15 protein-coding genes and 1 pseudogene are annotated in these 16532 nt (G+C 56.6%); 8 read left to right on the top strand and 8 right to left on the bottom strand.

Translation table 11 applies throughout. The annotated features are described in order from the left end of the window. Window positions 1-3 precede the first annotated feature (3 nt). From BGP85_RS13445 to BGP85_RS28715, 6 genes are all read left to right on the top strand, one after another. Window positions 4-507 carry a phosphatase domain-containing putative toxin gene (locus tag BGP85_RS13445; protein WP_082433511.1) on the top strand — a complete coding sequence of 168 codons (504 nt, stop codon included), beginning with the start codon at window positions 4-6 and terminating at the stop codon, window positions 505-507. A 25-nt stretch (window positions 508-532) separates the two neighbouring features. Next, entirely contained in the window at window positions 533-1615 is a 1083-nt protein-coding gene (locus tag BGP85_RS13440) for an ArsO family NAD(P)H-dependent flavin-containing monooxygenase (RefSeq protein ID WP_054884815.1), read from the top strand. Beyond that, entirely contained in the window at window positions 1608-2186 is a 579-nt protein-coding gene (locus BGP85_RS13435) for an arsinothricin resistance N-acetyltransferase ArsN1 family B (RefSeq protein WP_054884816.1), read from the top strand. The genes BGP85_RS13440 and BGP85_RS13435 overlap by 8 nt, the downstream gene beginning before the upstream one ends. 74 nt (window positions 2187-2260) lie before the next feature. Beyond that, complete coding sequence (locus BGP85_RS13430; protein ID WP_082433513.1) at window positions 2261-3151, top strand: cation transporter; 891 nt, start codon at window positions 2261-2263, stop codon at window positions 3149-3151. Between the two features lie 49 nt (window positions 3152-3200). Continuing rightward, window positions 3201-3716: a retropepsin-like aspartic peptidase RloA3 gene (gene rloA3, locus BGP85_RS13425; RefSeq protein WP_082433515.1), complete on the top strand. Its 516-nt coding sequence runs from the start codon at window positions 3201-3203 to the stop codon at window positions 3714-3716. Window positions 3717-3723: 7 nt separating this feature from the next. Then, complete coding sequence (locus BGP85_RS28715; RefSeq protein ID WP_158238191.1) at window positions 3724-4293, top strand: DUF4946 domain-containing protein; 570 nt, start codon at window positions 3724-3726, stop codon at window positions 4291-4293. A 170-nt stretch (window positions 4294-4463) separates the two neighbouring features. On the opposite strand, the gene lspA is transcribed toward BGP85_RS28715, so the two are convergent. Beyond that, window positions 4464-4976, bottom strand: a complete 513-nt coding sequence (gene lspA / locus BGP85_RS13415; protein WP_054884818.1) for a signal peptidase II — start codon at window positions 4974-4976, stop codon at window positions 4464-4466. A gap of 116 nt (window positions 4977-5092) precedes the next feature. Continuing rightward, window positions 5093-7216: a heavy metal translocating P-type ATPase gene (locus BGP85_RS13410; RefSeq protein ID WP_431061553.1), complete on the bottom strand. Its 2124-nt coding sequence runs from the start codon at window positions 7214-7216 to the stop codon at window positions 5093-5095. A 361-nt stretch (window positions 7217-7577) separates the two neighbouring features. Here BGP85_RS13410 and cadR point away from each other — a divergent pair, with 361 nt between their 5' ends. Then, window positions 7578-7973: a Cd(II)/Pb(II)-responsive transcriptional regulator gene (gene cadR / locus BGP85_RS13405; RefSeq protein ID WP_054884819.1), complete on the top strand. Its 396-nt coding sequence runs from the start codon at window positions 7578-7580 to the stop codon at window positions 7971-7973. A gap of 166 nt (window positions 7974-8139) precedes the next feature. Continuing rightward, window positions 8140-8360 (top strand): annotated as a pseudogene (locus BGP85_RS13400) (copper resistance protein B); the annotation flags it as partial. Window positions 8361-8462: 102 nt separating this feature from the next. Here the strand turns inward: BGP85_RS13400 and BGP85_RS13395 are convergent. The 6 genes from BGP85_RS13395 to BGP85_RS13370 form a co-directional block, all read right to left on the bottom strand. After that, window positions 8463-9155, bottom strand: a complete 693-nt coding sequence (locus BGP85_RS13395; protein WP_177332370.1) for a hypothetical protein — start codon at window positions 9153-9155, stop codon at window positions 8463-8465. Between the two features lie 657 nt (window positions 9156-9812). Continuing rightward, window positions 9813-10139, bottom strand: a complete 327-nt coding sequence (locus BGP85_RS13390) for a four-helix bundle copper-binding protein (protein ID WP_371263243.1) — start codon at window positions 10137-10139, stop codon at window positions 9813-9815. Window positions 10140-10299: 160 nt separating this feature from the next. Further along, a complete protein-coding gene (locus tag BGP85_RS13385) occupies window positions 10300-10653 on the bottom strand; it encodes a copper-binding protein (RefSeq protein ID WP_023048565.1) in 354 nt (117 codons plus the stop codon). Continuing rightward, window positions 10650-13808, bottom strand: a complete 3159-nt coding sequence (locus BGP85_RS13380) for an efflux RND transporter permease subunit (RefSeq protein ID WP_054884820.1) — start codon at window positions 13806-13808, stop codon at window positions 10650-10652. The genes BGP85_RS13385 and BGP85_RS13380 overlap by 4 nt, the downstream gene beginning before the upstream one ends. Continuing rightward, the gene (locus BGP85_RS13375; protein ID WP_054884821.1) at window positions 13805-15265 is read right to left on the bottom strand and encodes an efflux RND transporter periplasmic adaptor subunit; all 1461 of its coding nucleotides are present in this window, start codon (window positions 15263-15265) and stop codon (window positions 13805-13807) included. The genes BGP85_RS13380 and BGP85_RS13375 overlap by 4 nt, the downstream gene beginning before the upstream one ends. After that, window positions 15262-16512 carry a TolC family protein gene (locus BGP85_RS13370; protein WP_054884822.1) on the bottom strand — a complete coding sequence of 417 codons (1251 nt, stop codon included), beginning with the start codon at window positions 16510-16512 and terminating at the stop codon, window positions 15262-15264. The genes BGP85_RS13375 and BGP85_RS13370 overlap by 4 nt, the downstream gene beginning before the upstream one ends. Window positions 16513-16532: the final 20 nt, after the last annotated feature.

Below are 16532 nucleotides of genomic sequence, written 5' to 3'. Positions count from 1 at the left end.
GTCATGAGCATGTCGCATCCTTACTCATTGAAATCGTTGCCCCATGCTCCGGGTGTGCTGATTTTTACGCCTTGTCCGGGCACCCAGACCAGCGGTCTCGCTGAAAGCCTGGATACGCTCAAGAAGGCCGGTGCCGTGGCGCTGGTTACGCTGATGTCGGACGCAGAGCTTCAGGAAAACGGAGTTGCCCAGCTTGGCGTCGCGGCCAAGCAGCATGGGTTGGAGTGGTACCAACTGCCGATCAAGGATGATCATGCTCCGGATAAAAACTTCGAGGTCGGGCTGGGAGAGATCCGCCACCAGTTGAACGCTTTGCTCGCATCCAACAAGGCCCTGGCCATCCACTGCAAGGGCGGCTCCGGCCGCACCGGGCTGTTCGCTGCCCGTCTGCTGATCGAGTCCGGAATGCCGCGCCGCGTGGCGATTGCATGGGTGCAGGATCTTCGCCCACGGGCGATTCAGAAGCCTGCGCACATCAACTACATCAACCAGTTCGGCGAAGACTGAGCGCTCCAGCCAGAAAGGAGAAACCATGGTCACCGAAGGCGAACTACTCGATGTCATCGTGATTGGCGGCGGGCAGTCCGCGCTGACGGTGGCTTATTTTCTCAAGCGAGCCAAGCTGTCGTTCCTGTTGCTCGATGCCGAAGCGGCTGCGGGCGGGGCTTGGCGCCATGGCTGGGACTCGCTGACGCTGTTCTCGCCCTCCGCTTGGAGCTCCATCGCGGGCTGGCCGATGCCGCCAGTCACCGAAGGTAATCCTGATAGGGATCACGTGGTCAGCTACCTGGAGCAGTACGAGGCGCGCTACGGGTTTCCTATCGTTCGCCCCGTCAGCATCACGGCGGTGGAGCGGACCGCACGTGCTCTTCGTGTGCGCTCGAAGGACCGCGACTGGGAGGCTCGTGCCGTCATCAGCGCAACGGGGACCTGGAGCAACCCCTATGTTCCGGCCTATCCGGGGATAAAGCTGTTCCAGGGGCAGCAGATTCACTCCGCCCAGTACCAGTCACCAGAGGCTTTCCAAGGAAAACGCGTGCTGGTCGTTGGTGGTGGCAACTCGGGGGCGCAAATCTACGCGGAGCTGTCCGAGATCGCCGACGCAACGTGGGTAACCACGGAGGAACCGGCGTTTCTGCCTGATGACGTGGATGGCCGGGTGCTGTTCGAACGGGCTACCGAGCGCCTCAAGGCTCAACAGGAGGGCCGTGTTATCGACGCACAGGTCGGTGGGCTTGGTGATATCGTCATGGTGCCCTCAGTAGTCCGGGCTCGCGAGCGCGGGGCCCTTCGTGCTGTAAGGCCTTTCACCTCATTCACGTCGGATGGGGTCGTCTGGCCCAACGGTGAGAAAACCCAGGTCGATGCGGTGGTCTGGTGTACTGGATTCCGGCCGGCGCTGGATCACCTTAAGGCACTGGACGTGCTGGATGACTACGGAAAGGTCGAGGTTGATGGGGGGCGTTCTATTCGCGAGCCGCGCCTCTGGCTGGTCGGATATGGCGACTGGACCGGCCTGGCCTCGGCGACGTTGATCGGCGTCACCCGTACCGCGCGCAGCACGGTCAACGAAGTAGTTGAACATCTGAACAGCTTGGAGCAGCCGGATGCATAGCGGAATCGATATTCGTGTCGCCAGACCAGAGGATGCAGAAGAGATCCAGATCATCTACGCGCCCATCGTGCTCAACACGGCTATCTCATTCGAAGAGGCAGTGCCTAGCGTGGAGCAAATGCGTGAGCGGATCTCCACGACGCTGCGAACCTACCCGTATCTGGTGGCTGTGCGAGAAGGACGAGTAGTCGGCTATGCCTACGCCAGTCAGCACCGCGCGCGTGCGGCGTACCGGTGGGCGGTGGATGTGACGGTGTATGTCGCTGAAGGGCAACGCCGCAGCGGGATTGCTCGCCAACTCTATGACGTGCTGCTGCCGGTTCTGAAGCGTCTGGGATATCGCTCGGCGTATGCCGGCATCGCCTTGCCGAATGAAGGCAGCGTCGGGCTGCACGAGCGACTCGGCTTCCAGCACATCGGTACGTTTCCACAGGTCGGATTCAAGCTCGGTGCTTGGCATGATGTGGGGTATTGGCGGTTTGACTTCGGTTACGAAGGCCTTCCCCCTAAGGCTCCAGTAAGCTTCATAACCTATCGAAGCATCAAAGGTGCGCCATTCAACGAAAGATAGCGTAGCTGCGCTTGACCCTCTACCCGCTATAGGGTTTGTAATCGTCTATGAGAACCTCAAGTAGGATGCAAACCATGAGCGGTTGTACTTGCAGCTGTGGGCCCGACTCAGTCAACGCTGGAGCAGCAGCAGCGCCTTCGAACGACGAAACCTGGGTTAGCACTTTTTCAGTGCCTGAGATGGATTGCATTTCCGAAGAAGGGATCATTCGAATGGCACTGAGTGACCTACCTGGGCTCAACTCGTTGTCCTTTGATTTGATGAACAGGCGGGTGCACGTTTTCCATCACGGGTCGGTTGATCAGATTGCTGCAAAGCTGGGCTCGCTTGGAATGGCTGCACAACTGATTGATACACACCCGGCCAGCGAAGAGCCCGCTTCTGACATCTGTGCCACTGAGGAGCTAGACGCCAAGAGGGAGGCCAAGACCCTAAAGAGCTTATTGGCTATCAATGCCGCTATGTTTTTGACTGAAATGATCGCTGGCTTGGTAGCTCATTCAGCAGGGCTCATAGCCGACTCGCTAGACATGTTCGCCGATGCAGCCGTCTATGGCCTGGCTCTCTACGCCGTGGGCCACAGCGCTCGGTTGCAGGTGCGTGCTGCACACATGGCTGGTTTTTTTCAAATCGTACTCGCCCTAGGCGTTATTGGAGAGGTTGGTAGGCGGTTCCTTTACGGCAGTGAACCCGAGTCGATGTTGATGGTGGGGTTTGGCTTAGCTGCAATGGCTGCCAACGTCATTTGCCTCATTCTGATCCATCGTCACCGCGGAGGTGGCGCCCACATGAAAGCGAGTTGGATTTTTTCAGCGAATGATGTGCTCGCGAATATTGGCGTAATCGCAGCAGGGGCATTGGTTGCTTGGACAGGTTCTTCCTATCCAGATTTGGTCATTGGCACACTCGTAGGCCTCATCGTGCTAAACGGTGCACGCCGCATCCTGGCCTTGAGAGCTGACTAACCGGATCACGGCAGCTTGAAACTAAAATATTGCTCACTATGGTTTTATTATGAAATTTCGGACGACTCCTTGGCTTGCAGGTTTATTTGTTGCCCTGACCATGAGCTCCAGTTTTGCGGGCCCAAACCCACCCAAAATCTTTGGCTGGGTAGAGGAAGGGCTCATTCAGCCGGAAAATATCGCAGTCAAAATCAAGCTGGATACCGGTGCCTTGACGTCGTCTATGGACGCCAAGGACTTAGAACATTATGAAAAGGACGGAGATAAATGGGTGCGCTTCAATGTCGAGGTAAAAGACAGCAAATCCGGTAAGCTGACGAACTCTCCATTTGAACGCAAGATAATCCGTAGCGTTAAAGTACGTGGTGCAGGTGGTGCTGAAACTAGGCCGGTTGTGACGATGCGGATGTGTATTGGAACTCGAATGTACGAAGAGGAGTTTTCGCTTAAGGATCGCGGAAAAATGAACTATCCAGTTCTGATTGGTCGTCGCACGCTGCAAAATTTAGGTGCGGTAGATGCCTCGCGGACATTCACTATGGAACCGCGTTGTATTAAAAACTGAGGTGAGTGTGCGCACTGCTAAATCGAGTTTTCCAACACTATTATTTAATAAGTTTTCTATCATTTTAGTCTGCGTAGCATCACTTTCGGTGATTATTTTTAAAATATGCGATCCTGATGACCAGATAGATTGGCCTGTCGGCTGGAAGAGCTCTGTACTTTCGAGCCCGATAGATACACAGGGGAAGCCTATCGGCTCACGCCAGAGAGCTATTTTGGAAGACAAAGATGGAAAACAAGTCGCTGCGATGGAAATCACTCGTGTAACGCTTAACGAGCATATCGTGAACATCGAAAACGTCATCGTGATAATGCGTAAAGCGCTCCAACAACACTACTCGGGGCTGGGGCTTCTGGCGACTTGCAGCAGACCGACATCAGTGCAAGTCGGTGACCTGAGTGGGTTGCAGACAACCTGTCTCATGATGGCCAGCGGCAAAAAGGTCCTCAAACACACCTTGGTAACAGCTGTTGGGGGGCAGGCCAGCTATTCACTGGAGTACGCGGCCGTCCCTGAAGTTTTCTCTGATCATTTGGATGAATTTTCGAGTTTGCTTAGGTCACTGAATTCAGACTGATAAACGTGTGCGAGGTCTATGTACGTCGCTGTGTCGACCAGCTTCACAAGCGCTGTATAGCACCGGAGCAAAATGGCATGGATGTGTACACTGCTGATTAAGGTCGTGAGCGACATCATCAGCAGTGTACGCAACCTATTACCCCACATTCTGCGTAACGTCGCGTGCGATTACGTCCGATCCACCTCAGACGCTGGCCTCACAGGTCTCACTAAACTTACTACCACCATCAGCAGCGCACCCCCGACGATGGCGATGTCTGCCAAGTTGAACGCTGGCCAATGCCAGCCTTGGTAATGGAAATCGAGGTAATCCACAACATACCCACGGACAGATCTGTCGAGAAGATTTCCTATTGCCCCCCCCAAGATGAGGCTGTAACTCAACGCTTCCCACAACGGACGTGCTCGACGAAGCATCATGGTCAGTGTCACGGCAACACCCAGGGCAATGGCAATGAAGAAGTAACGTTGCCAACCGCCAGCATCCGCCAAAAAGCTAAATGCCGCCCCCGTATTGCGGGCGTGCACTAAGCTGAAAAATGGCGCTACGGTGATCGAGTTACCTAACACAAACAATTGTTCAATGGCGTACTTGAGCCCTTGATCGAGCATTGCCAAGGCGGCTGCGATTCCCCAAAACAACCAACACCTTGTAGTATTAGTATCCTTGCCAGTGCTCATTGTCTATTTCGTCCTGGAAGTTTCATCTTCTCTAAGATTGGCCGCAACAGAGAACCGCTATCTCGGCCCTGCTCAGCGCCCCACCGGAAATGTTGTAGCTTGATCTTCATCCGCCCTTACTTGCGCAGTAGACGCAGGCCGTTCAGGACAACCAACAGACTTACTCCCATGTCGGCGAACACTGCCATCCACATAGTGGCGTGCCCCAACAGCGTTACCACCAAAAAGATGGCTTTGATCCCAAGGGCAAGGCCGATGTTTTGAGTGAGCACAGCAGCAGTTTGGCGGGAAAGACGAATGAAGGCCGGTATTTTACGCAGATCATCATCCATGATCGCGACATCGGCCGTTTCGATTGCTGTATCAGTACCGGCAGCCCCCATAGCGAAGCCCACATTGGCTCGTGCGAGCGCCGGCGCATCATTGATGCCATCGCCGACCATCCCTACGGTCGCTTTTTTATTGATCAGGGCTTCGATTGCGTTCAGTTTATCAGACGGGAGCAGACTACCCTTGGCCTCATCAATACCAACCTGGGACGCAATGGCCTCGGCTGTATGCGGATTATCACCCGTCAACATCAAGGTTTTCACGCCCAACTCATGAAGTTCTTTGATCGCGGCTCGACTGGTGTCTTTCACTGTATCGGCTACCGCGAACAACGCCAGTGCCTGTGTCTCATCTGACAGAATGACGACGGTTTTGCCTTGGCGTTCTAGGTGGTCAAGCGTGGCTTCGATTGTCGGGGAGCAAAAACCCAGTTCTTCTAAAAGCCGATGATTGCCGAGGTGATAGCGGTGTCCATCAATAGCACCTCGCACGCCACGGCCCAGTAAGGCTTCAAAATCGTCAACGTTCAATATGGAAACGGATTGCTCAATCGCCTGTGTGGCTATGGCCTGCGATACCGGATGGTCAGAACGATCTGCAAGACTTGCAGCGAAAGTGCGAAAATCCTTAGATAGTCCATCGGTCAGAGGCATGTAGTCAGTTTGCACTGGCTTACCATGGGTGATTGTCCCAGTCTTGTCTAAGGCTAGGTGGGTGATCATGCGACCGCTTTCCAGATACACCCCTCCCTTAATCAGAATACCTTTGCGAGCAGCTGAGGCAAGGCCGCTAACGATGGAGACAGGAGTCGAGATGACCAGCGCACAGGGACAGGCCACTACCAGCAAAACCAGGGCACGATAGATCCACTCGAACCACTCACCTCCCATCAACAATGGGGGCAGAATCGCTACCGCTAATGAGAATGCGAACACGGCTGGCGTATAGATACGGGCGAATTGATCTACAAAACGCTGAGTCGGTGCACGTGCACCTTGTGCTTCTTCTACCGCATGGATGATTCTGGCCAGAGTGGAATGGCTGGCTTCTGCTGTGACCCGATACTCAAGTTCCCCGGCCTGATTGATAGTACCGGCGAACACGGGATCACCGATGGTTTTTTCCACAGGTAGACTTTCGCCAGTAATGGGTGCTTGGTTGATGGTCGAGTTCCCTCGGACAACCTCTCCATCAAGACTGATGCGTTCGCCTGGGCGCGCCCTGACCGTGCTGTCGATCGGCACATTAGCGACATCCGTCTCTATCCAACTGCCATCGGCTTGCTGGACAGTTGCCTTTTCAGGCGCCAAGTCCATTAAGCCGCGAATGGCATTGCGGGCTCGATCGAGAGACTTTGCTTCTATTAGCTCGGCGACTGCAAACAGGAACATAACCATGGCCGCTTCGGGCCACTGTCCGATCAAAATTGCGCCCGTAACCGCAATACTCATTAGGGCGTTGATATTGAGGTTACGGTTCTTGAGGGCGATCCAGCCTTTTTTGTAGATGGCCAGACCGCAAAGGAGCACCGCGGCAACGGAGATCAGGGCTACTACCCATTCTGGTACTGCTTGGCTGAAATGCAAAATCTCCGCCGACACCGCTGCTATACCAGACAGCCCAAGACGCCACCAATGACTCTTGACTGGTGGTTGGGCTTCAATCGAAGCTTTGGCTTCTACCTGGGATTGAGGAGTGAAGCCGAGTTCTCTGATTGCACTCAAAGCCGCCTCAAGCGCGTTAGGCTCATGACTAATAGTGAGAGTGCGCTGCAACAGATTGAAGTGTAGCGCTGCGATGCCTGGCATTCCCGATAGCTTGTCGGTTATCAACCGCTCCTCGGTGGGGCAGTCCATCTGAGCAATATTTACTCGCGTACTTACTGTGGCCTCGAAGCGAACCGCCCGCATGCCCACAGACGCGATAGCATCAACGATGGTCTGCGCCGATAGTGGTGCGTGCCACACACCGAGAGTGCGGCTCATCAGATTGAATTGCAGTTTCAGCACCTCCGGGATCTGCTCCAGCTTATTCCGGATGAGAGCTTCCTCAGTGGGACAGTCCATCTGCTCGATGCGGAAGGTGCTCAGTTGACCGGACGGTTCGGCAGGAGCTGAGCACGCGGCCTTGCAACAGCTCGTGGTAGACGTGCTGCTTGCGGGGCTCGCTTTGGGAGTATCGTCGCAACAATTTACCATTTGGATTCTCCTATGCAGGTGTATAGTCAACAACCTATAGCCACTATAGAGTCAAGCGTTTTTGGAGATTGCGATGAAAATTGGCCAGCTGGCTAAAATTTCGAACTGTCAGGTCGTTACGATTAGGTACTACGAACGCGAGGGGCTTCTGCCTGATCCTGCACGAAGCGGGGGAAATTATCGGCTTTACTCTCAGCAGCACGTAGATCGATTGGCTTTCATCAGAAACTGCAGAACGCTCGACATGACCCTGGAAGAAATACGTCGCTTGTTAAGCTACAGAGACCGCCCGTCCAGCAGTTGCGCCGGTGTCAACGAGCTCGTTGATAAGCATATCCAGCACGTCAGGGATCGCATTGCCTGCTTGCAGGTGTTGCAGTTGCAATTGGTGGAGCTGAGGCAAAGCTGTAACGACGGTCGCGAGGCTGCGGCTTGTCAGATCCTTCAGCAGCTCACAGTTAGCCAGTAATCAGGATGGTTACTCGGCATGCAGTCGTTGCCGAGCGTGACTGTTCCTACGGAAATGGCCCGTGAGCACTTAGACGACCCGTTACATTGTGTAGGCGGAGGATGATCGCCACCAGGGCCCTGCCCACTTGTGACAAGCTTTATTGTGCCCCCAGCAGCCTTTCCACCAGCTCGAATACCAGGACGCCGATGAGGGGTACTTGGCCTGAGACGCATCAGGCTGGGTAGGCGGCGACATTAATCGACTCTAGGTTCGTTCGGATAAAGGCGCACCAATGGGGCAACCGAAGACGCTGAGCTGCAATTGCTGTACGGGCGCTCAGTCAGTCCATGGTGGAATCTGGTCGCCGGGGTCCGTCAGGGTTTCAAAACGGAATCCTCACAGACCTAGGCAGCCTTTAGTATTCAGGGCGTTACTGAATCGTCCCAGTTTTGTAGATACCTCCAAACCTAATAACGATGCCCAAAGATTGGTGAAATGGTGCTTGCACTACAGGGGGTAGTTGAAAAGCGCCAAGAAACGGCTGAAATTGACAGCGGCAATGGCAAGGCCGCTCAGTACGATAACTGTCGTGTAGATCGGGTGGTCTTTGACGATTTCAATTAACACAACAGGATGCACCCCGTTCCGCTCGTACCATCTGGATTTAGTCTTCAAGGACTTTTCATGTGTACGCTCGAAGAAGTTCGCAAACATATCGAGCTTCCTGAGGGTCGATTGATGCATTTTTATGTACTCAGCGTTCACAAAGGCGGCAGCCTCATCAGCGCCGGGCAGTGCGTCTTGGTCGCTGGCATTATTGAGTTCAGCCAACGCCATGATCCTGCCTTTCCTTCCCCTGCTATCGGCATGCGGGGCATAGTTTCTTCCATATAACGCAACCAGCTCACGCGCAAGGTCAACCTTCTTGTCATCCGGCAGCTCTACGGGTTTGCCCCCGAGCACCCGAAAGCGATGCTCAAGCGCAAAGAACCCGAAATTTTCGTCTCGCATGTTCCAATGCAGGAACCGACAATCCTTGTGCTTATCAAGCCATTGGAAAAAGCCTTTCAGCATCGACTTTTCGAATTTATTGAGCTCTGCTTGCATGCTGGAGAGCTGTTTGCTGAGCTCTGCTTCTTTATGGATGGACCACGATTTGGTTTGGCCGGTTTTTAGGTTCCGTGTGGCGATGGATGTCACACGTTTCGACTCCCCCGTATCATTTTCATAAAACGATTCGCAGGAGTAGTGAATTACGTAAACTCGGTTCGCGTCGAGGTAGAGGTCTTCGATTAACGCTCTGCTCCTTTTGCGATCCTTTACCCGATCTAGCTCTGCTCCCACACCTTCCCCCTCAACCCAATGCACTGTAGGCGAAGCTGGAGATTTTGCCCTCAAATGTGGGTACCCGCTAGATTCACCCCTAGCTTTGCCTTTGACTCTTCCTGATCGTATACCGCTTGGGGATAATCAGCCGGCTTTGTCTTGGCGGATCGCCCTGCAAATCGACGTGGCCTTCACCAAGCCGCTTCCAATGCCGGCCGTCAGAACGTAGGACCACTCGCTTCCGCCGAAGCTGGCTGGTGGGCGTGAGCCAACAGGCGTATCCTACAAGTGCTTGCTCCGAGACTTGTTGGCCTACAGCCTCCCCTTGGAGACATCTGATAGCCCGCCGCTGAGGCGGGCTTCTTTGCTATCAGATCGCTGCGCCTCTGGTTTGCTAGCTGCCCAAGCTAGGCTCTGCCAGAGCGCATGTCCATCAGCGGTCTACCCGCCTCCCTAAGCACGACGATTATCGACGTACCCAAATCCTTAATCAGGCGCATGGAAAGCAGGCGGAGGCTTGGCGAAATTCGCTTACGCAGCCATTGCTTCGCAGGATTCTGCGCAGGTCATGCAGGCCTGGGCGCATTGCTGACAGTGGTCTGCCTTATGCTTACCGCACTCCTCCCCGCAGGCCCGGCAAATTTTGGCGCATAGGGCACAAAGCTCTTTGGCCAGCATGCTTTCTCGTGCCATCAAGGTAGCCGCAAGGTTGCACATATCTGCGCAATCTCTGTCCAGCTTGATGCAGTCAGCCATCATTTTTACATCTTGTTCTTGTAGGCAGGCTGACGCACAGCCTTCACAGGCCAGCGCACAGCGCAGGCATTCCGAGATGCATTCTTCAAAGCGACTGTTCATGGTCATATCTCCGGTATCGGGTCGATTTGATGCCAGTGCACCGTCTCATGACGGTACGTAGCGTTCGACCTGACGGGGTCCTGAAGATTGATTACATTTCTGTAAGCTTGTCCGAATCCTCTCGGTGTGAAGGCGTGCCCGATCATTTAAGGCTTGAACATCACTGCTTATGAATGCTCACGATCTTCGCGACGCTTCCTTCCATACGGAACCCAAATTTCACCTTGTCTCCTACGTTCAAGCCCTTCAGCTGTGCAGGCTCAGCATGGAAACCCATGGTCATCGCCGGCCATTTGAGCTCTGCTACCGGGCCGTGGGCCAATGTGATTTTTCCGCTTTGAGGATCCAGCGCCTTTATTGCCCCTTCAGCATGCGCGGTGGGTGCCGCCTGGGTGCCTTGGCCTCCTTCGGCGGAAGCTGGCATGTTCTTCATGTCCATACCATCCATGTCCTGGGCATGCACACTGGCGGCGAAAGCTGTGACCAGGGCTGCGATGACGATTAGCTTTTTCATTGGTTTTCTCCTGAGGGGTTGGGGGTAGTGACAGTAAGTTCGCGGCGACGGATCAGCCAGTACGCCGCAGGTATTACAAACAGGGAGAGCAACGGAGCGGTTAGCATGCCGCCGACCATGGGCACCGCGATGCGACTCATGACCTCGCTGCCGGTACCGCTGCTCCAGAGGATGGGCAGCAGGCCTGCAACGATGACTGCCACGGTCATTGCCTTGGGTCTGATGCGCTGCACCGCACCCTCACGGATTGCGCCGAGCAGCGCTGCTCGTGTGGTTTCGCCACTGGCCTGACGCTCAGCCCAAGCGTTATTCAGGTAAATGAGCATGATCACCCCAAACTCCGCAGCTACGCCGGCCAAGGCAATGAAACCAACGCCTGTGGCCACCGACAGGTTGTAGCCCAGCAGGTACAGCAGCCAAACGCCTCCGGTTAGCGCGAACGGTAGCGTGCCCATGATGAGTAGCGCCTCACCGAGGCGCCCAAAAGTCAGGTAGAGCAGCACGAAGATGATGGCCAGCGTCGCCGGCACCACCCAGGCCAGGCGTGCGTTAGCGCGCTCCAAGTATTCGAACTGCCCGGAGTAACTCAAGCTCATGCCCGGATCGAGCTTTACCTCGGTGTCGATCACCTGCCGCAGGTCTGCCACAACAGACGATAGGTCTCTGCCGCGCACATCGATGTACACCCAGCCCGAGGGGCGAGCATTCTCGCTCTTGAGCATGGGCGGGCCATCGGCAATATGTATGCGAGCCACGGTGCCAAGCGTCAGCTGGCCCCCCTGAGACGTGTAGATCGGCAGCTGACGCAACCCCTCCACGGAATCACGCCATTCTCGTGGATAGCGCACGCTAATGGGATAGCGAGCTAACCCTTCAACCGTTTCCCCAATGGTTTCGCCACCTATGGCACCGGCGACAATAGCCTGTACGTCGGTAATGTTCAGGCCATAACGCGCAGCGGCATGGCGGTCGATGTCCAAATCAATGTAGCGACCGCCAGTCAAACGCTCTGCCAGGGCCGAAGTCACTCCAGGCACCTTTTTCGCTGCCCGCTCCACAGCAAGGGTAGCCCGGTCTATCTGGTTCAGATCGCTGCCGGCAACCTTGACGCCGATCGGACTCTTGATGCCGGTTGCCAGCATGTCAATCCGATTGCGGATAGGCGGAATCCAGATATTGGTGAGCCCAGGCACACGCACGATACGGTCAAGCTCTTCGATTAGCTTCTCAGTGGTCATACCTGGACGCCATTCACTCTTGGGCTTGAGCCGCACGGTGGTCTCGAACATCTCCAGCGGTGCAGGGTCAGTGGCCGATTCGGCGCGGCCGGCCTTACCAAAGACGCTGGCTACCTCGGGGACTGTACGAATCAAGCGATCCGTTCGCTGCAACAGCTCTGAAGCTTTCTGCGCGGAGAGTCCAGGCAAGGCTGAAGGCATGTAGAGCAGATCACCTTCATCAAGTGGGGGAAGAAACTCGCCACCCAGATGGTTCAAGGGCCACAGACTGCTGAGCAGGATGAGCAATGCTCCAGCGAGGGTAAGCAAGGGCCGGCGCAGGACGACCTCCAATGCCGGACGGTACAGCCGGATGAGGCCCCGGTTGAGCGGGTTGCTCTGTTCCGCAGGCAGTGGCCCTCTGATCCAATACCCCATCAGCACCGGTATCAGGGTCACCGATAGCGCAGCCGCCGCTGCCATCGCGTAGGTCTTGGTAAAGGCCAGGGGGGCAAAGAGGCGGCCCTCCTGGGCTTGCAGCGTGAACACCGGGATGAACGAGAGCGTGATGATCATGAGGCTGAAGAACAGCGCTGGTCCAACCTCGACGGCCGCCTCCGTCATTACGTTCCAATGCGCTTCGCCCCGCAAAGGTTGACCAGGATGCTGGGCATGCCAGGCCTCTACACGTTTGTGGGCGTTCTCGATCATGACCACGGCAGCGTCCACCATTGCACCGATGGCAATAGCGATTCCGCCAAGGGACATGATGTTGGCGTTGATACCCTGATGACGCATGACGATCAGCGCAATCAGGATTCCCACGGGCAGCGACACGATGGCCACCAGCGACGAGCGCAGGTGCCAGAGAAACGCTGCGCATACCAACGCCACTACCACAAACTCCTCGACCAGTTTGTGACTGAGGTTCTCCACAGCACGGTCGATCAGCTGGCTGCGGTCGTAGACGGTGACAAGCTCCACCCCGGCAGGCAGGCCTTTCTTCAGGGTTTCGAGCTTGGCCTTGACGTGCGCGATGGCCTCACGAGCATTCTTGCCGCTGCGCAGGATAACCACTCCACCTACGGCTTCACCGAGGCCGTCCAGTTCACCTATGCCTCTGCGGGCTTCCGGACCTATCTGCACCGTAGCGACATCGCCTAAGTTCACCGGCACGCCCTTGGTAGCCAGTCGCAGAGGGATCGCTCTGAAATCGTCCAGCGATCCTAGGTAGCCGGCCGCACGAACCATGAATTCTGCTTCGCCTTGCTCCAGCACACCACCGCCGGTCTCTTGGTTGGCCTTACCTATAGCCTCTATCACCTCAGCTTGGGTGATACCGAGGCTGGCCATGCGAAGCGGATCGAGGAGGACTTGGTATTGCTTGACCATACCGCCGATGGTGGCCACCTCAGCGACATCCGGCAGGGTCTTGAGCTCATAGCGCAGGAACCAGTCCTGCAGGCTGCGCAGTTGCGACAGGTCATGGCCACCGTTGCGATCGACCAGCGCATACTGATAAATCCACCCGACTCCGGTGGCGTCCGGTCCGAGTACCGGCTTGGCTGCCGCAGGTAATCGCGATTGTGCCTGGCTCAGGTACTCAAGAACCCGAGAGCGCGCCCAATACAGATCGGTGCCGTCCTCGAACAGCACGTAGACGAAGCTGTCACCGAAGGCGGAGAAGCCGCGTACCGTTTTGGCCTCCGGAACCGAGAGCATTGTGGTGGTCAGCGGATAGGTCACCTGATTCTCAACGATCTGAGGAGCCTGACCTGGGTAGGACGTGCGGATGATCACCTGTACATCCGACAGGTCGGGCAAGGCGTCGATTGGCAGACTGCGCACCGAGACGAAGCCCCATGCCACCAGAAACAGCGTAGCAAGCAGCACCAGTACCCGGTTGCCTACCGACCAGCGGATCAGTTTGGCAATCATGGTTGGCCCTCCAACACTTTGATCTGCTCAACCACCATGCCCTCGTCGCGTTCGCGTATGCCAAAGCGAATCTGTGCACCGACCTTGAGGCCATCAAGGAGCGACTGATCAGCCACCGGGAAGGTCATGGTCATCCCAGGCATACCCAGGGTGAGGAAGGGACCATGGTCAACGGTGAGCTGGGCTCCATCTATCTGCACGATACGGCCGTTCGCTTCATGTAAGGCGGGCCCCGCTTTTGGCTGAACGTCTGGCGCCGTCGCCGCTTCGATGCCTTTCAAATTAGCTTCGGAGTCCAGTAGGAATTGCCCCGACGCGACGATGCGCTGACCTGCCTGAAGGCCCTGCAACACCGCAACTTGCCCCTTGCTCTCCTGACCCAACACAACTTCCACCGGTCGGAAGCGACCACCTTCTTCAGCCAGCATCACCAGATCCCGCTTGCCGGTGCGTATGACCGCCTCGGCAGGCACCAAGAGGCTCTGCTCGGAAGACACGCCGGGATTGAGAGCCACTTGAGCGGTCATCCCAGGACGAAGCCGTCCATCCGGGTTGGGCAACTCGATACGCAGGCGCAACGTGCGGCTTTGCAAATCGGCATCAGCCAACAGCGCGGTCAACTTGCCCGGTACCGGATCGCCTGGGAAAGCTGGCAATTGCGCTTGCACAGGCTGGCCTTCGCGCAGGCCTTGAGCCTGGGCTTCTGGCACAGCGGCTTCCAGCCAGACGTTGGCCACTCCGTTGATCCTTGCCAAGGTAGTCCCCGGCGTCAGCGTCATGCCGGGTCGCAGATCGAGAACCTGGATGACACCGGCAGTGGGCGCGGAAAGTGTGACCGAGAGCTGTACCTTTCCAGTGCTCGCGACCCGGTTGATCAGGTAGACCGGCATGCCGGAGAGCAGGAGCCGCTGTCGTGCCGCCGCCGTCAGCTGAGCGTCGCCGGAATGCCGCAACGCCAGATATTCCTCCTGCAAACCAGCCCACTCCGGGGTCAGCACATCGGCTAGGGGAGCCCCTTTAGCAACTATATCCCCCGCCGCCCGGCCATATACGCGTTCGACGTAACCGCCAGTACGGGCCTGCAACACGCTGAAGTCGCGTTCGTCGAACGCCAGAACGCCGCTCACGCTCAGGGATCGTTCAAGCCTGCCAGCCATCACCGTTGCCAATCGCATCCCGAGATTTTGCTGGAGCCCAGCCGAGACCTGAACCGCAGGCTGCCCCTTGTCATCCGTCTCGTCTGAATACTTGGGCACGAGCGGCATGTCCATGAACGGCGACTTTCCGGGTGCCGGGAAATGCTGCTGGGGATACATCGGGTCGTACCAGTACAGCGCTTTTTGCTCACCTACTGGCTGCGATGGGGTAACCGTGCCCCGTCCTCCTAGCCAGAAGCCCGCGCCTGCTCCAATAGCAAGGGCAGCAGCCACAACCAAACCAATCGACCTATTCCTCATGCCCGCACCTCTCCATATACGAAATGCAGACGCGCTGCTGTTGCAGCCAACTGTCCTTGCAGATCCACATCCTGTAACAGCGCTTCCACGCGTTGCCGACGTGCCGACAGCACTTCACTCAACGGCGACTTACCGGCGCGGTAGTCCGCCAGAGCGAGGCGTACCCGGTCCTCGGCCAGAGGTAGAAGCGTCTCGCGACTGCGCCGCACCGCCCGCTGCAAACGTTGGTACTCGGCAAGGTCTGTTTCAAGCTGGGCTTGATGCTCGCGCAGGGCTGCATCCTGCTCATCCTCCAACTGGCGAACTTGTGCGCGTCGCGCCGCAATCATCGGGTCTTGCCGGGAGCCGGTGAACAACGGCAACTGGAAGCTGACTTGCAGGCTGACCATGTTGCTGAAGTCCGGGCCACGACGCTGATAATCCACCCCCCAAGACCAATCCGACTTCTTTTCTGCCTGGGCCTGGTGTACCTGGGCTTGCGCCTCGCGTGTCATGGCGTTGTAGGTATTGAGCTCCGGATGGGCATGTACGGAGTGCAGGTATTCAGCTGCGTCTACAGGCCAGAGTGGGAACGTCGGCGCCCCTACTTCGGCGTCCTGCCCAATCCAGCGCTTCAGCGCGGATCGCGCTTGAGCTGCCTGACTCAATAAAACATCCTTCTGCTCGTCCAACTGCGCCAATTCCTGTTTCGGAGCCAGCGTATCGGCCGTCGAGCCTGCGCCTCCGGCCAGGCGCGCCCGCACCGTAGAAGCCAGCAGCTGGTTTTCTTTGTAGAAAGCGTCGAACTGTTCAAGTTTTCGCTGCACGGTGTACGCATTAACCCAAGCCTGCGCGGTTGCCGCTCGAATCTTCAGGCGCTCGAAGACCGCCTCAGCATCGGCTCGCTCGACCGTGGCCTGAGCTGTCTCTACGCGAGCTTTACGCTTGTCCCGGTTCGGTACGTCCTGGGACAGGCCAACCACCTGCATGGTCATGAAGTCTCTGTTCATGCTCCAGCGATCAGCGCCTTCAATCGGCAGGTTTTGTACCCCAAGATTCAAGCGCGGGTCGGGTAGTTCGCCCGCTGGAATGACTAAGTTGCGCGCAGCTGATGCCTGCTCCTGGCGGGCTTGTAGAGAGGGAGCGTTGCGTTCAGCCAGTTGCAGCGCTTCATCCAGCGACAGCGTTGCAGCCTGTGCTGAGACAGCCGGCAGCAGTATGAAAAGGACGGCAGTGGAAGTTCGTCCCTGAAAACGTTGGGGAGTCATGAGAATGATTCCTCGAAAGA

This window comes from Pseudomonas putida, assembly GCF_002906855.1.
Classification (GTDB): domain Bacteria; phylum Pseudomonadota; class Gammaproteobacteria; order Pseudomonadales; family Pseudomonadaceae; genus Aquipseudomonas; species Aquipseudomonas putida_N.
Note: the sequence above shows the minus strand (reverse complement) of the source record. Positions and strands in the feature narration are given on the sequence as shown.

Coding starts and splice junctions, on each gene's coding strand:
- BGP85_RS13445 (WP_082433511.1), top strand. CDS start 4: ATGAGCATGTCGCATCCTTACTCATTGAAATCGTTGCCCCATGCTCCG.
- BGP85_RS13440 (WP_054884815.1), top strand. CDS start 533: ATGGTCACCGAAGGCGAACTACTCGATGTCATCGTGATTGGCGGCGGG.
- BGP85_RS13435 (WP_054884816.1), top strand. CDS start 1,608: ATGCATAGCGGAATCGATATTCGTGTCGCCAGACCAGAGGATGCAGAA.
- BGP85_RS13430 (WP_082433513.1), top strand. CDS start 2,261: ATGAGCGGTTGTACTTGCAGCTGTGGGCCCGACTCAGTCAACGCTGGA.
- rloA3 (WP_082433515.1), top strand. CDS start 3,201: ATGAAATTTCGGACGACTCCTTGGCTTGCAGGTTTATTTGTTGCCCTG.
- lspA (WP_054884818.1), bottom strand. CDS start 4,976: ATGAGCACTGGCAAGGATACTAATACTACAAGGTGTTGGTTGTTTTGG.
- BGP85_RS13410 (WP_431061553.1), bottom strand. CDS start 7,216: ATGCGGGCGGTTCGCTTCGAGGCCACAGTAAGTACGCGAGTAAATATT.
- cadR (WP_054884819.1), top strand. CDS start 7,578: ATGAAAATTGGCCAGCTGGCTAAAATTTCGAACTGTCAGGTCGTTACG.
- BGP85_RS13390 (WP_371263243.1), bottom strand. CDS start 10,139: ATGAACAGTCGCTTTGAAGAATGCATCTCGGAATGCCTGCGCTGTGCG.
- BGP85_RS13385 (WP_023048565.1), bottom strand. CDS start 10,653: ATGAAAAAGCTAATCGTCATCGCAGCCCTGGTCACAGCTTTCGCCGCC.
- BGP85_RS13380 (WP_054884820.1), bottom strand. CDS start 13,808: ATGATTGCCAAACTGATCCGCTGGTCGGTAGGCAACCGGGTACTGGTG.
- BGP85_RS13375 (WP_054884821.1), bottom strand. CDS start 15,265: ATGAGGAATAGGTCGATTGGTTTGGTTGTGGCTGCTGCCCTTGCTATT.
- BGP85_RS13370 (WP_054884822.1), bottom strand. CDS start 16,512: ATGACTCCCCAACGTTTTCAGGGACGAACTTCCACTGCCGTCCTTTTC.